Genomic DNA, 13,714 nt, shown 5'->3' with positions numbered 1-13,714 from the left:
GGCGGGGCACTAAGAAAATCTTCTTAGTGCCCCGCCCTTATAGTCTTGATCATTAGGAAGATTCTTCAACTAGCGTGCCCGGTCGCGCTTGACATAGCCCATTCGCGGTTTGAACCCCTCTGGCCTGCGCAATTGCGCCACCGCATCACCAATTACGAGACGAAAACGCGGCTGCATCCTCGGCATCTGCATCACTGAGAACCACCCAACCTCGGTGGTTTCATCATCATTGACCACAGGGACCTCATCGCCGATAACAGACAGGCGCATGGCTGTATCCATAAAGGTGCACTTATCACCATTGGGGTATTCAATAGGCTGGGTAGCGCCCACCCCCAAAAGAGCTTCGACGCGCACATCTATCCCAGTTTCTTCCTTCACCTCACGAATAGCGGCGTGATGAGGTTGCTCCCCCGGCTCACAGATCCCTGTAACCGGAGTCCACTGGCCATCATCGGCTCGCTTGATCAGTAAAACTTCCGGCACCGCGTGGATAGGCGCCCCAGGAGGTACATCCTTGATCACCACAGCGGTGACCCCAGGAAGCCACAACATCTCATGGCCAACCGATTGTCTTAAGTGGTGGATAAAATCAGGCGTCGCCATCGGGTGATTCTTCCCCCTCCTCTTGCTGCTTACGGGCATCGGCGAGGAATTTCTTCGCAAATGCCTCGGGATCGAAATCAGTAAAATACTCGTCTGGGGCGGTGCGTTCGAGTGACATATCAAACCCTTTCCACTCTGCTTGAAAGTGATGGAGGTGGTCGGTTTAGGCGTGCTGCGCGATGAATTGCTTGACGCGCTCAGCATCATTGGGAAGATCGACAACGCGGCGCTCGGCTTGCATAATTTGGCGGAAACGCTCCGGCATTTCTGGATCTTTCCCGATGGCCTCGTTGATGGTACTGGCAAATTTCACAGGCAAAGCCGTCTCTAAACAAATAATCGGTGTGGTGATTTGATCGGCCCAATCGAGAGCCACTTTGAGACCATCCGCGGTATGTGGATCGATCAGCACGCCATAACGCTCATGGCATAGGCGAATGGTTTCTACACGATCGCTGTGGGTGGAGCGTCCGGAACGGAAACCATAGTGTCCGGTAACAGATTTCAGCGCCGCATCATCGATCAGCGAGAAGCCACCTTTTTGAACCTGGGTTCCAAAGAGCTCAGCGATGCGCTCGGCATCTCTGCCTAAGAGATCGAAGATAAAACGCTCAAAATTGCTCGCCCTCGAAATATCCATGGACGGCGAGGAGGTCTCTAGAGTGTCGGCTGCGGAGCGCACCCGATAGTTTCCGGTACGGAAGAATTCATCAAGGACATCGTTTTCATTGGTGGCCACGATGAGTGAATCGATGGGAAGCCCCATTTGACGCGCCACGTGGCCGGCACAGATATCTCCGAAATTACCGGTTGGCACGCTAAACGATACCTTTTCGGAATTCGACGATGTCACCGTGAGATAGCACGAAATATAATAAACAATTTGGGCCATTAACCGCGCCCAGTTAATCGAGTTCACCGCTCCGATGCGGTATCTTGCCTTAAATTCAGCATCACGCGAGACAGCTTTGACCACATCTTGGCAATCATCGAAAACACCATCGAGGGCGATATTGAAAATATTTGGGTCATCGAGTCCAAACATTTGAGCTTGCTGGAAGGGAGTCATGCGCCCCTTCGGGGTTAGCATGAAGACCTTGATTCCCTTGCGCCCGCGCATGGCGTATTCGGCCGCGGACCCGGTATCACCTGAGGTCGCTCCAAGAATATTGAGATGATCTCCGCGACGGGCAAGCTCGTACTCAAAAAGCTCACCGAGCAATTGCATTGCCATATCTTTAAAGGCCGCCGTGGGTCCTTCAGATAAGTGCCCAATATAAAGGCCCTCATCTAATGTGGTCACCGGAACAATCTCGGGTGAGGAGAACTTCGGGTGTGTATAAGCCCTGGCAGCGATCTGTCGTAGATCCGCTTCGGGAATATCATCAATAAAGATGGGAAGAATCTCAGCCGCGAGAGCTGCGTAGCCCTCATCGCTGAGAATGCTCCGCCACGTGGTGAGTGTCTCATCGGTGATCTGAGGGTATTTGTCTGGCAGGTAGAGGCCACCATCAGGGGCAAGGCCACCGAGGAGGATATCGCAGAACTTCTTGGGCTCGCGCTGAGGGTCGCGGGTCGAGATATAGTGCATGACTTTTAGCGTAGCGTCAAACTAGCCAAAGTTGGTATCCCACGGTATTTATTTTTCTCGCTAGCCCACAAACGAAAAATTCCGACTTATTGCAGCGGAACAAAACCGCGAGATCTATCACCTATTATTTGGTCCGCGTAGAACTTGTTGGTAGTTGTTTTTCGTTGCATTACCCTCTTGACTCTCTAGGCGGGTTAAAAAGGAGATATTTCCTGATTTTATCCTCGCCGGTTTTTTAAAGCATCAATCAAAGCGTTCACCGCAGTATCACCTAGGCTGACGGGGTCAAACACTTGAGTTGGCTCCGCTTGAGGGTGAGAGGTGTGCGGGTTATTAATGCGCGCCACTAATTGTTGGTCCTCCAGAACAAGTTCGGCTGAGGGCTTCATCCCGCTGGCTTCAACAGCTCGCATAAATGCGCGTAGTTGTTCGAGGGTGCATTGGTTGAGGTCGAGAGTAAATGTGAGCGCCATTCTATTTCCTTATAGTCTTGGGGTTGAGCAGGTTATTCGCCGGTGGCGATGGCTTCCACTATAAGCGAGTTGAAGTGGGTAAAACATCAGGGAATCCCCCTATTTTCCACGACCGTGTTTTCCACCGCGTTCTCACTGATACGTAGCTGCTCTGGCGGTAAGGAGATATGAGTAAAGCGCAGTCAGAAGATGCATCATCGTGCTTTGACTGCGCTCACGTACTGGCGTTGACCCTCAAGGAACTAGACCACTGACACATACCTGCTGCGCGGGTAATATAACAGCTCCCCTTTTTTCAAAGACAGAATTGCTTGTGGCCGAATCGTCGCAGCCTAGCGACCTCAAAGGATCCTAACGGACAACCCGATCGAGATCCGCGAAGAGATTGTGATTAAAAACGAAAGCGTCGCTAGCTTCACGCACCAAACGGTCGCGGTCATCGGCTGTGAGGTTGAGGGTATCTAGTTCCTCACGGTAGCGGTCCTTATACGGCTTGAGCTTGGCAATCTCAGGGAAGGCATAGAAGGTCAAGGCTTCATGGCCGATATTGTACTGGCGTGACATCATCCGTGCGATGACTTGGCCGCCCGAGAGATCGCCGAGGTAACGGACGTAGTGGTGCGCCACCAGGCGCGGGCCGTCAAGGGTATCACGAATATCATGAAGCCTCGCAATATACTCATTTGTTGCTGGCAGCGGGCGGATCTGAGACTTCCACGTGGCACCGGTGAGCACTTCAAGATCTTTGGCAAGCTTGTCAGTGCGGTTGAGAACTGGATCTAACAGCGCCCCGGCGAAACCACTCTCACGGATTGCATCTGTTGCCTCTTCTAAAGCTTGGTAGAAGAGATATGCCTGCTGTTGTAGGGCGATAAAAGCGGCTTGATTGAGGTTTCCACCAATGAGGTCGTCCATATAGGACGAGTGTTCCGCTTGTTCGTGAGCGGCTGCCGTTGATGACTTCAATTCGGCAGATAGTGGGGCCGTGGTGGTGGTCATGGAGCTCCTTTTGGTTGAAATAGTGCGAGTAATGCTGGAATCCTTGTCAGCCAAACCTCGTAGACCATGAGCTGACAATCCTACGCTAGCCTAACTTAGGTAAGCCTTCATTACTATCATCTCTTTGGTTGATTCTTCCCTGCCACCAAAGGAGAAGAATAAGCCCGTTAATTAGTCTTGGTGATCTCCTAAAGACTCGCCCCAAAATACTTCGTCGACAATATTGTGCGCCCTGCGCGTTAGCTTTAAATATTCTTCTAAGAAACCCTGGGAATCCTCCGGATCCCACCCTGCAGCGCCTGCCACCTGGGCTAAACCAGGACCGGGAGGAGGGAGTTGATCGGCGCGTTTGCCGCGCACGAGGACCGTGGCATTGCGAGCATTCGTAGCCATGGTCCACGCATCAACGAGCTGGCTAACCTTCGCTGGACTAATGAGCTGGTGCCTAGCAATAACCTCCAGAGCCTTAAGGGTCGAGGGGGTTTTTAGATCTGGATAGGCATCAGCATGCATCAAGGTCAATAACTGCACAGTCCACTCGATATCACCCAAACCACCCCGACCGAGCTTTGTGTGGGTGTGGCGATCGGCCCCGCGCGGGAGGCGCTCATGGTCAATTCGTGCTTTCATGCGGCGGATATCGCGAATCACGGACTGATCCACCCCGCCATCGGGATAGCGGAAACGATCGACCATAGCGGTGAAATCTGAGCCTAATTCTGCATCCCCCGCTACCCAGCGCGCCCGTAATAGAGCTTGGATCTCCCAGGTCTCACCCCACCGAGAATAATACTGGTGATAGCTTTCCAAGGTACGAACAACTGCGCCCGAGCGCCCCTCAGGGCGAAGACCAAGATCGACATCCAAGGGTGGATCACCGGAGGGTTTAGCCAATCGCTTGCGCATCCTTTCACATACCCCACCAGCCCATCGGAGAGCCTCATGCTCATCGGATCCGTCGTTCGCGGCAGATACAAACATCACATCTGCATCAGACCCATAACCTAACTCAGCACCACCTAGACGCCCCATCCCGATGACTGCGATTCGTGCGGGCACCACTCCATCGGGAGGCATACTAGCGGCAATCTCTGCCTGTAAGGCCGCCTCGAGCACGGCTGTCCACACTCCGGATAATGCTTGGCATACCTCTACAACTTCCATCAATCCCAGAAGATCTGCACTAGCGATACGGGCTAATTCACTGCGCCGTAAACTCCGCGCGACCTGGATTGCTCGCTCGGGATGCGTCTGGCGCGCAGCGGCGCGCACTAAGGCCTGAGAAACACTACCGGGTTTAACCTCGAGGAGTTTCGGCCCCGTCGCCCCATCGCCGAGCTGTTTGATGATATCAGGGGCGGAAATAATGAGTTCAGCGGTAAAGGGAGAATTGCCGAAGATATGCATCAACCTTTTGCCCACAATTCCCTCATCGCGCAAAAGCCGCAGGAACCAGGTGCGATGCATAGCCTGTTCTGAGAGCTTCCTGTAGTTCAGCAGCCCTGCGTCAGGGTCGGCACTACCGCTCAGCCACTCCAGGAGAGTGGGAAGGAGCATCGCCTGAATCTTAGCGCGCCTAGTATTTCCAGCTGCGAGCGCTTTGAGGTGTTCGAATGCCCGCGCAGGTGATTTATAGCCAAGAGCGGCCAACTGCAGCTGCGCTGCCTCTGGGGATAATTTGATCTGATCAACGGAAAGGTTGACCACCGAATCAAGCAGTGGGCGATAAAAAAGCTGACGGTGCAATGTGGAGATTTTCAAACGTACCGTGCGCAACTCTTCTAGCATCGCACCCGTGGAGCTAGTGGTGCGGCTATTGAGCAGGGAGGATTGAAATCCTGATGCTCGCGCCAGCCAGCGCAGCGCATGCTTCTGCTCAGCAGCTGGCAGAGTATGGGTCCGCCTGACTTTCTGCAATTGAAGGCGATGTTCTAAAAGCCGAAGAAATTCATAGCACTGGATGAGCGATCTTCCGTCTTCGCGGCCAATATAGCCTCCGGTTATCAGCGCATGAAGGGCATCGACGGTAGCAAGGGTTCTCAAGCTTTCATCGGAGCGACCGTGAACTAATTGGAGGAGCTGGACAGCGAATTCCACATCGCGCAAACCTCCCTCCCCCAGTTTGAGTTCGCGCTCCTTAAGCTCGTCGGGGACATTATCTAAAACGCGACGCCGCATTGCTTGAATATCACCGACGAAATCCTCCCGTTGGCTAGCCGACCACACCATCGGTGAGAGCTGCTCACTATAGGCATGTCCTAAGGCCATATTTCCCGTCATGGGGCGATGCTTGAGAAGGGCCTGAAATTCCCAGGTCTGCGCCCAGCGCGAATAATAAGAACGATGGGATTCCAGGGTGCGCACCAAAGCGCCGCGTTTGCCCTCGGGACGCAGGGCAGCATCGACGTCGAAGAAACACCGACAGCCGGTCCGAATAAGCTCGCTGGCGGTGCGGGTGGCATGGGTATTGGCTGGCTCAGCAACAAAGATGACATCAACATCAGAGATATAGTTCAATTCCCTAGCACCGCATTTACCCATGGCCATCACCGCCAGCCTGCTGTCTACGGGAAGATCGTTATAAACAGATCGCACCGCAACAGCGAGCGCTGCCGTGAGAGCGGCATCCGCGAGATCACTGAGTTGGTGGGTAATCGTGCGAAATTCTATGCGCGGTTGGGATCTCTTCCCGCTTTTTCCTGCAAAAGTCCCCGCCACATCGTGCGCGGCTATCCTCATGAGCAGGCCGGTATAGGCGGCGCTTAAGGCACGCTCGGCTGATTGCCCTGCGAAGGCTGCCCGATAGGTGCCCGGCCTATCGAGAGAAGTCGTGGCGGGATCTATATACTCGTCACCTTCCTCCACCTCGATCTCAGCTGGTTGCGCCTCAACGACACTTAAAAGAGTATGGAACATCTCTGTGCGCGTGGGGGCCTCGTTGGCGAGACTTGGCCACGATGCCGGGTTGGCGATGAGGTAGTCGCCCAATGCTGCCGAGGCCCCTAAAAGACAAAAAAGCCGCATCCGGAAGGTGGCGTTCTCACGGATCTCTGCTGACAGTTTCTCGCTATCGTTTTCTTTCTCTTTCAGGTCTTTTAGCGCGGCGAAAAGCCTTACCAAGGAGTTGAGTGCCAGCTGCGGGTCTCCCACACCACCTAAATCCCACAAAATATCGAGCGATTGCTCGTTCCACCAGCCAAGATCGAGAAGGTCTTGGTGCGCATGCGGGCCACTCAAACTCAGCACTGCCAGTGATGGGAGTGCTGAGCGCGCTGCAGCGATATGGGATATGGGGGTGTGTTGGCTCGTATTCATTGCGAATAGTCTTTCTTTGCCTGGGGCTGGGTGAAGAAGAGAGTGGTTATACTACATCCCTGTTGACCCAGTCGTCCCAGCAGTTCCAATCGTCTCTGTCGCTCTTGTGGTTCTCATTGGCTCTGTCGACCCTGCCCTTTGTGCCGAGAGAAACTAGAACATGAGACTGTGCTTTAGTTCCCAGCTAGTGATCTGACGCTGATAGTCATGCCATTCGCTCCACTTATTGCGGAGGAAATACTCGAAAACATGCTCACCTAAAATATCGGCCACAAATTCCGAACGCTCCATCGTACGCAGCGCTTGGTCGAGGGAACCAGGAAGATCACGGTAGCCCAAAGCGATACGCTCGCGGCGGCTCAGCGCTGCAATATCATCCTCAGCAGGCTCAATGAGTTCATAGCCTTCACGGATACCCTTCAATCCAGCCCCTAAAAGAACCGCGAAGGCAAGATAGGGATTCGATGCTGAATCTGGGGTTCTAATCTCTACCCTGCGTGATTGTTCCTTAGCCAACCGGTAGGTGGGCACCCTCACCATTGCTGAGCGATTACTCACCCCCCACGTCGCGGCGGTGGGCGCCTCATTACCGAAGAGCAGGCGCTTATAAGAATTAGTCCACTGATTAGTGATCGCTGAGATCTCATGGGCGTGGGTTAAAATGCCGGCAATAAAATGCTTCGCAGTCTGCGAAAGTGAATACTCATCATCAGGATCATGGAAAGCATTAACATCACCTTCAAACAACGACATATGCGTATGCATAGCAGAACCCGCATGATCTCTAAAAGGCTTGGGCATGAAGGTAGCACCCACCCCATTGCGCTGGGCTATGAGCTTGATTAAATAGCGAAACGTCATAATCGAATCCGCCATAGTGAGAATATCCGCGTGACGGAGGTCAATCTCTTGCTGCCCAGGAGCGGTCTCATGATGAGAAAACTCCACCGGAATACCAATCTCCTCCAAAGCAATCATCGCATCACGACGAAACTGTGGAGCGATATTATAGCTCGACTGATCAAAATACCCACCGTTATCCGTAGGCACAGGAGACTGCCCATCAACTCTCAGTTCTTCCACAAGGAAAAACTCCAACTCCGGACTCACCGCACACTCAAACCCCTCCTCCGCCGCTGCCCGCACCTGTCGACGTAGTACCTGGCGGGGATCCGCACACGACGCCTTCCCATCAGGGGTGAGAATATCGCAGAACATACGCGCAGCTTGGAAACGCGAATCCTCGCCGTTAAAAGGCAGAAGCTGGAATGTCGATGGATCAGGCATCGCGATAGTATCGGACTCCGATACTCGACTAAAACCCTCGATCGCTGACCCATCAAAACCAATACCCTCAGCAAACCCAGACTCGAGCTCCGCTGGGGCCACAGCCACCGATTTTAAAGAACCAATGATATCGGTAAACCACAAACGCACAATCCTAATATCGCGCTCTTCTAAGGTACGCAGCACATATTCCTGTTGAGAATCCATGAACAATAGCTTAACGCCTGACTTCTTTCCAGGCGATAGAGAAAGTGCCAGATTCTGGGGGTACGCCCTTTGCGGTGGTTTTTGTTTTGCTCGTGCGAGCTACATATTGAAGCCGATATCCCCTGAGCGTGGGATTTATTTGCGCCATACGATAGTTTCTAAAAGAAAAGTACAAAACTCAAAGGGTTTTCTTAGAGACTTCCGTGAAATTGACTGCCGTCATACTAAATGGTTGGTAATTTACTGCGACATACAGGTAGCTAATCTACAGTAAAGCTTACGGTGCTCGTTTGCCTAGTTTTGCACGATGTGCAAAAACTAGGCACGCCTCCGGGCGGCACAGTCAAGGAGTTTGTTCACACTTTGGTTCAACCAGAGCTTGAGGTGGCAAATTCGAGAAAGGAACCCGTGAATTATCCCAGGCCCTTAGGCGTCTCAGATGCCAGATCGTTTAGGGTATTAACTACTCTGCTATCGATTCTAGCGGTGTTTTTTACAGCCCTCTATGCGGTACCATCGGCCCGCGCTCAGGGCATGGATCGAACTGACCTTTACGTTAAGGAAGTCACCCTCGAACGAGGATCAGGGCTCACTCCAGATTCGCCCCTCACTGTTGGTGAGAGCGTCAAGCTTTCTATGACGTGGGATGCCAGTGCGTACGCCGGCACCCCCGAGGAGGCCAAACCAGGAGACTTCATTACGTTCGAACTGCCTTCATGGGCAGCCTTCCCGGAAGCTTCAGTAGCAATGATAGACGCCACGGGGGATCCCATTGCCGACTGCATTCAAGAAAGCAAAAAGGTAACTTGCACGTTTACCAGCTTTGTCACGGATAAGCAAGAACTTAAAGGCGGCTACGATTCAAATATCTTCTTGGTAAAACAAGAAACAATCACCGATATTTCCGTACCAATCGGAGGTTCGGGTGCGACCATTGATCTGAGCTCAATCGCAAGCGATAACTCAATCACTAGCGGGATCAAACCCAAAGTAGATGCCCCAAAAACGGAACCGGCATTAGACAATCCAGCAAAGAAAGGTACCTATCAAGGAGTTACCGGCTCTAGCGGCGGTGAAGCCCGTATAGTGTGGAATATATACGCCCCGGGAACCGGCTCTGATGTTGTTATCACCGACGCCTTCGACAAACCTATCGAGCGCGACGAATCTACCGACACGTCGACGTTGCAACAGTCCGTCTCCGTTTTAAGACGCAATAAAGAGACCGAACCATCAGAAGGGGGTTCCTGGGGACTTGTATCAGAGGGCAAAGGAACTGCCACCGAACTAACCACAGGTGAATTCCGAGTTGAGTGGTCTGTCGACGATCAAGGCCGAAACGTTGCTCGTATAAGGATTTTGAACACTGAAGATAACTATCGTTATCTCGCGCTGATTCGCACCACGGTGCCACCCACGTTCCACCAGGCGGGTGATAAGGTCAACAACACCGCTACCGTTGATGATACGGAGGTCTCGGTTTCCCTTACTGCTAAGAATGTAATTTCCGCGTATGGCTCCGGTCAAGAGGGCTTCGGTAACGTTAACCTGTTCAAGAGCGTGAACGGCGTCGCAAATAACCTACTCCCCAGCGACTATCAAGCAACGTTTAACGCAACAATCACCGAACCAGGTGAAACTCCCAGATACGAAACCCTCACCGCTGGCGAGGGCGAGGAAAACGCAGCCAAACTCGAAAACCTACCTGCCGGCACTGAAGTTCACATTACAGAGATGAACCCGGGCGACATTCCCGGATACACTGCCAGCACACTCGTTTTCGGCGAAGGCAAACTAGGCACCACTGGCCCTAACGATGACGTTGTCATCGCAGCTGACAAGCAATCGGTCACGTTCACCGTGCGCAACAAGGGCGTCACCGAGATCAACGCCACCAACACATTCAAACCCGCTCTAACTAACTTCACGGTTCAGAAAAAAGTGTCAGGTGCAGAAAGTGCTGAAACAGACACGAAGGCCTTCGCCTTCACCTATACCTGCGTCAAAGATGGAACCGAAGTCAAAACAGGCGAGCTCACCATCATAGGAGCCAATCAAGAAGAAATCACAAACGTCCCCCTCGGTGCTACCTGCTCCGTCATCGAAGATCGAGATGCCGCTGAAATCCCTGGATTTAGCCTCAAGGTCACCGGTGGTAAAGACATAAAGGTTGCCGTAGATACCTCACCCGTTGTAATCACCAACACCTATTCAGATAGACTTTATGCAGTAGGTGATTATGTCTGGATTGACACCAACCAGGATGGTCAACAAACACCAGGTGAGAATCCACTGGAAGGTGTAAAAGTCACCCTCATCAGTAGTGATGGCACCACCCAAACCACCACAACAGACCAGGACGGCCGCTACATTTTTGACAGCCTCCCAGCCGACACTTACCAGGTTAAGTTCGAACTCACCGATGATCAAAAAGAGATTTACTCTTTCACGTCCTTTACCACAGGGAGCGATCAGTCCGTAGACTCCGACTCCAATACTGATCCCGCACTGTTGGGGACGAGCGCCAATTTCGAACTCGGCCCCGATAACCCCAACCTGCAAAGTGCAACGGAATACACCGACCAGCCCTTCAGCGCCACCGGGGGTATAGATCCCACGTGGGACGCCGGTGTCATCGACATGGGTTCGATAGCACTTATCAAGCACGTTGAAGGTCCAGCCTCCCTGAGCTCAGGCTCGTCCTCACAGGATTACGAATACGCCATGCAGGCAACCTGGATGGATAAAAATACCCTGAGCGAGATGACCCTAGACTTCACCATCAAAGAAGACGAGCGCTTCACCTTAGAGAGCCTGCCGGTTGGCACCGAAGTAACGCTCTCAGAAACGCTACCTGAAGGTTCCGCACTCGTCACCTGGAATGCACCAAGATTTAGCATTCTCGGGGATTCAGATCAGGCCCTCGTTGAAAACGCAGACGGAAGTGTGACGGTATCTATTGAACCCAACACCGCCAACGAGCCTCTGGAGGTCGAGGTACTCAACACCTCCTCCGTACCGTGGTGGTGGGGACTAGTCGCCGTGATTTTGCTGCTCATCCCAGCAATCCTCGCAATTTTGCCTCATCCGGCACCATTCTGGCCAGCGGCGCACCCAAAGCCGGCCCTCCCAAAAACGCACTCCAATCAGCCTCTCAAAAAGGGCATTGTCAAGCACATAGCTGTTGAGCAAAACCAAGCGTCGTAGGCACGCTCGAGCTATTCTCGCAACAATTGGCGCCCGCGTCCTGTGGCTCATCCTTGCAGGACTCATCGTGGCATTTGGAGGCATGGCCTTGACCACCACTACGAAAAAGAGCTCATAGTCCCCGTACCTTTATCTGAAAGGGCTAAGAGCCGTCAAACAAAGCAGGGATGATGCGATCGAATTCGATTGCATCATCCCTGCTTCCTATCTAGTCAGCTACTCCCTCCTGTGACTTACGAAATTGCACAGAACTGCTATCCATCACCACCAATACACCTCAAATTAGAAGAAACACCATCTACATCCCCGCCGCCATAGAAAGGACCAGCATAGACAACCCGAACCTACTCTCCCACACCTCCCTCTCAATGCCCCCAACCACGCACAGTTAATATTGATCACTTATCGCTGAGATCTCATGGGCGTGGGTTAAAATGCCGGCAATAAAATGCTTCGCAGTCTGCGAAAGCGAATACTCATCATCAGGAACATGGAAAGCATTAACATCACCTTCAAACAACGACATATGCGTATGCATAGCAGAACCCGCATGATCTCTAAAAGGCTTGGGCATGAAGGTAGCACCCACCCCATTGCGCTGGGCTATGAGCTTGATTAAATAGCGAAACGTCATAATCGAATCCGCCATAGTGAGAATATCCGCGTGACGGAGGTCAATCTCTTGCTGCCCAGGAGCGGTCTCATGATGAGAAAACTCCACCGGAATACCAATCTCCTCCAAAGCAATCATCGCATCACGACGAAACTGCGGAGCGATATTATAGCTCGACTGATCAAAATACCCACCGTTATCCGTAGGCACAGGAGACTGCCCATCAACCCTCAGTTCTTCCACAAGGAAAAACTCCAACTCCGGACTCACCGCACACTCAAACCCCTCCTCCGCAGCAGCGCGCTACGTGCAGTCCATCGCCAGCGGTCTCAAAATAGCTTCCCTGCGGTAGGGCTACGCAAGCTCTTGCACCTGATGATAGGAGAACATTTTCCTGCAGCTTGAAGTCGAGTGATTGCTCGGGACACTGCAGGCCTTAGAGCTTAGATATATAAGTTTCTCAAACTTAACTTAGGTTTCTCTCGTAAATGTTGTGCTGCTTAGGAATTAATGCTTATCAGCGCTGCCAGCAGCAATCGAGATCACTAATGGGGTTGCACCTTCGAAAAGGCAAAACTGTACAATTTAGACCACGAAGCCGTTTGGGCGTCGCGGCGTGCCTCACCGCGAGCTTGGCCTCCACACACATCACTCCTGCACTTGCCGATCCGGCAAATGCCGATCTCTTTGCAACGACTATGCAGGTTAACGTGTTCGGTAATCCCTTATTAGGCACCTCGGGTCGGACAACAAATACATTAAATCTGTCCTCGCCCGGCTACACTCCGCTATCGGATAAGGAAGCTGTGGAGCGGTCCGTGAGCTTTACTGCCACTAGGAGAAATGATCCATCGGTTTCTAAGAATAAGAAACTCACATTTGGGTACCAAGAACGCCGTCTCTTGCGGGTTTTAGTCCAGCGGGCAACTTCATCGCGACTTTTATGGATCTGCTTGATGACGATTATAGAGCGGAGCTGAACCACGACCCAGAGTTATTCTCACTGATCTCCCATGCCGTGGAACCAGGCGCACAAGGGAGCGCTGCTCTTCCACCATTCCTTCATGATTGATCGATACTGGCATGAGGGACGCTGCTCCCCTGCATTGGTACAGTCGAATGATTTTGGCACTGAGTGCCCTCCGTATCAGAAAAATCTCGCCATTGATAGATCGGATTATTCGTATTACTCCGGATACGCAACGATGGCCGGCGAGTGGGTTCTCGCCGCTAAGCCACAGGGCGTCAAAATAGTCACTCAACACGGGCGCATCGAGACAGCTAGCGAAAATTCCGCCGAAGAAAGAGTACTATTCCCCGTTCACCGCTAAGGATAACTACAGTAGACGGAGCTTTGCCGACGGTTTCGAGAACCTAGCTTCTACACTGGGTGTATCAGGCCTCCTACTAAGCACA

General features: G+C 52.5%; 10 protein-coding genes and 1 pseudogene. 3 read left to right on the top strand and 8 right to left on the bottom strand.

Translation table 11 applies throughout. The annotated features are described in order from the left end of the window. Positions 1 to 69: 69 nt before the first annotated feature. The 7 genes from NXT00_RS08405 to NXT00_RS08375 all read right to left on the bottom strand — a co-directional run bounded on the left by NXT00_RS08405 (position 70) and on the right by NXT00_RS08375 (position 8,478). Positions 70 to 606 (bottom strand): NUDIX domain-containing protein, encoded by a 537-nt coding sequence (locus tag NXT00_RS08405; RefSeq protein WP_259080353.1) that lies wholly within the window; start codon positions 604 to 606, stop codon positions 70 to 72. Continuing rightward, a complete protein-coding gene (locus tag NXT00_RS08400; RefSeq protein WP_259080351.1) occupies positions 593 to 724 on the bottom strand; it encodes a hypothetical protein in 132 nt (43 codons plus the stop codon). The genes NXT00_RS08405 and NXT00_RS08400 overlap by 14 nt, the downstream gene beginning before the upstream one ends. Before the next feature lie 45 nt (positions 725 to 769). Then, positions 770 to 2,197: a threonine synthase gene (gene thrC, locus NXT00_RS08395; RefSeq protein WP_259158711.1), complete on the bottom strand. Its 1,428-nt coding sequence runs from the start codon at positions 2,195 to 2,197 to the stop codon at positions 770 to 772. Between the two features lie 218 nt (positions 2,198 to 2,415). Beyond that, positions 2,416 to 2,670 carry a hypothetical protein gene (locus NXT00_RS08390; RefSeq protein ID WP_259080347.1) on the bottom strand — a complete coding sequence of 85 codons (255 nt, stop codon included), beginning with the start codon at positions 2,668 to 2,670 and terminating at the stop codon, positions 2,416 to 2,418. A gap of 351 nt (positions 2,671 to 3,021) precedes the next feature. Further along, a complete protein-coding gene (locus NXT00_RS08385) occupies positions 3,022 to 3,669 on the bottom strand; it encodes a heme oxygenase (biliverdin-producing) (protein ID WP_259080346.1) in 648 nt (215 codons plus the stop codon). 171 nt (positions 3,670 to 3,840) lie between these two features. Further along, the gene (locus NXT00_RS08380) at positions 3,841 to 6,984 is read right to left on the bottom strand and encodes a bifunctional [glutamine synthetase] adenylyltransferase/[glutamine synthetase]-adenylyl-L-tyrosine phosphorylase (protein ID WP_259158710.1); all 3,144 of its coding nucleotides are present in this window, start codon (positions 6,982 to 6,984) and stop codon (positions 3,841 to 3,843) included. 153 nt (positions 6,985 to 7,137) lie between these two features. Then, positions 7,138 to 8,478 (bottom strand): glutamine synthetase family protein, encoded by a 1,341-nt coding sequence (locus tag NXT00_RS08375; protein ID WP_259080341.1) that lies wholly within the window; start codon positions 8,476 to 8,478, stop codon positions 7,138 to 7,140. Positions 8,479 to 8,964: 486 nt separating this feature from the next. Between NXT00_RS08375 and NXT00_RS08370 the strand changes: the two genes are divergently transcribed. Together NXT00_RS08370 and NXT00_RS08365 are read left to right on the top strand one after the other, a co-directional pair. Next, positions 8,965 to 11,685, top strand: coding sequence for a DUF5979 domain-containing protein (locus NXT00_RS08370; RefSeq protein WP_259158709.1), 2,721 nt, complete (start codon positions 8,965 to 8,967; stop codon positions 11,683 to 11,685). Further along, positions 11,663 to 11,803, top strand: a complete 141-nt coding sequence (locus NXT00_RS08365; RefSeq protein ID WP_259080339.1) for a hypothetical protein — start codon at positions 11,663 to 11,665, stop codon at positions 11,801 to 11,803. Before NXT00_RS08370 ends, NXT00_RS08365 begins: the two co-directional genes overlap by 23 nt. 273 nt (positions 11,804 to 12,076) lie before the next feature. Here the strand turns inward: NXT00_RS08365 and NXT00_RS08360 are convergent. Further along, positions 12,077 to 12,595: pseudogene (locus NXT00_RS08360) on the bottom strand (glutamine synthetase); the annotation flags it as partial. A 716-nt stretch (positions 12,596 to 13,311) separates the two neighbouring features. Between NXT00_RS08360 and NXT00_RS08355 the strand changes: the two are divergent. Continuing rightward, a complete protein-coding gene (locus NXT00_RS08355) occupies positions 13,312 to 13,629 on the top strand; it encodes a hypothetical protein (RefSeq protein WP_259158708.1) in 318 nt (105 codons plus the stop codon). The last annotated feature ends 85 nt before the right edge of the window (positions 13,630 to 13,714 follow it).

The organism is Corynebacterium sp. ES2715-CONJ3, assembly GCF_024814365.1.
In the GTDB taxonomy this organism is placed as follows: Bacteria; Actinomycetota; Actinomycetes; order Mycobacteriales; family Mycobacteriaceae; genus Corynebacterium.
Note: the sequence above shows the minus strand (reverse complement) of the source record. Positions and strands in the feature narration are given on the sequence as shown.

What these genes read in the sequence shown, in the direction of transcription:
- NXT00_RS08405 (WP_259080353.1), bottom strand. Translation starts at nt 606, where the DNA reads ATGGCGACGCCTGATTTTATCCACCACTTAAGACAATCGGTTGGCCAT.
- NXT00_RS08400 (WP_259080351.1), bottom strand. Translation starts at nt 724, where the DNA reads ATGTCACTCGAACGCACCGCCCCAGACGAGTATTTTACTGATTTCGAT.
- thrC (WP_259158711.1), bottom strand. Translation starts at nt 2,197, where the DNA reads ATGCACTATATCTCGACCCGCGACCCTCAGCGCGAGCCCAAGAAGTTC.
- NXT00_RS08390 (WP_259080347.1), bottom strand. Translation starts at nt 2,670, where the DNA reads ATGGCGCTCACATTTACTCTCGACCTCAACCAATGCACCCTCGAACAA.
- NXT00_RS08385 (WP_259080346.1), bottom strand. Translation starts at nt 3,669, where the DNA reads ATGACCACCACCACGGCCCCACTATCTGCCGAATTGAAGTCATCAACG.
- NXT00_RS08380 (WP_259158710.1), bottom strand. Translation starts at nt 6,984, where the DNA reads ATGAATACGAGCCAACACACCCCCATATCCCATATCGCTGCAGCGCGC.
- NXT00_RS08375 (WP_259080341.1), bottom strand. Translation starts at nt 8,478, where the DNA reads ATGGATTCTCAACAGGAATATGTGCTGCGTACCTTAGAAGAGCGCGAT.
- NXT00_RS08355 (WP_259158708.1), top strand. Translation starts at nt 13,312, where the DNA reads ATGCCGTGGAACCAGGCGCACAAGGGAGCGCTGCTCTTCCACCATTCC.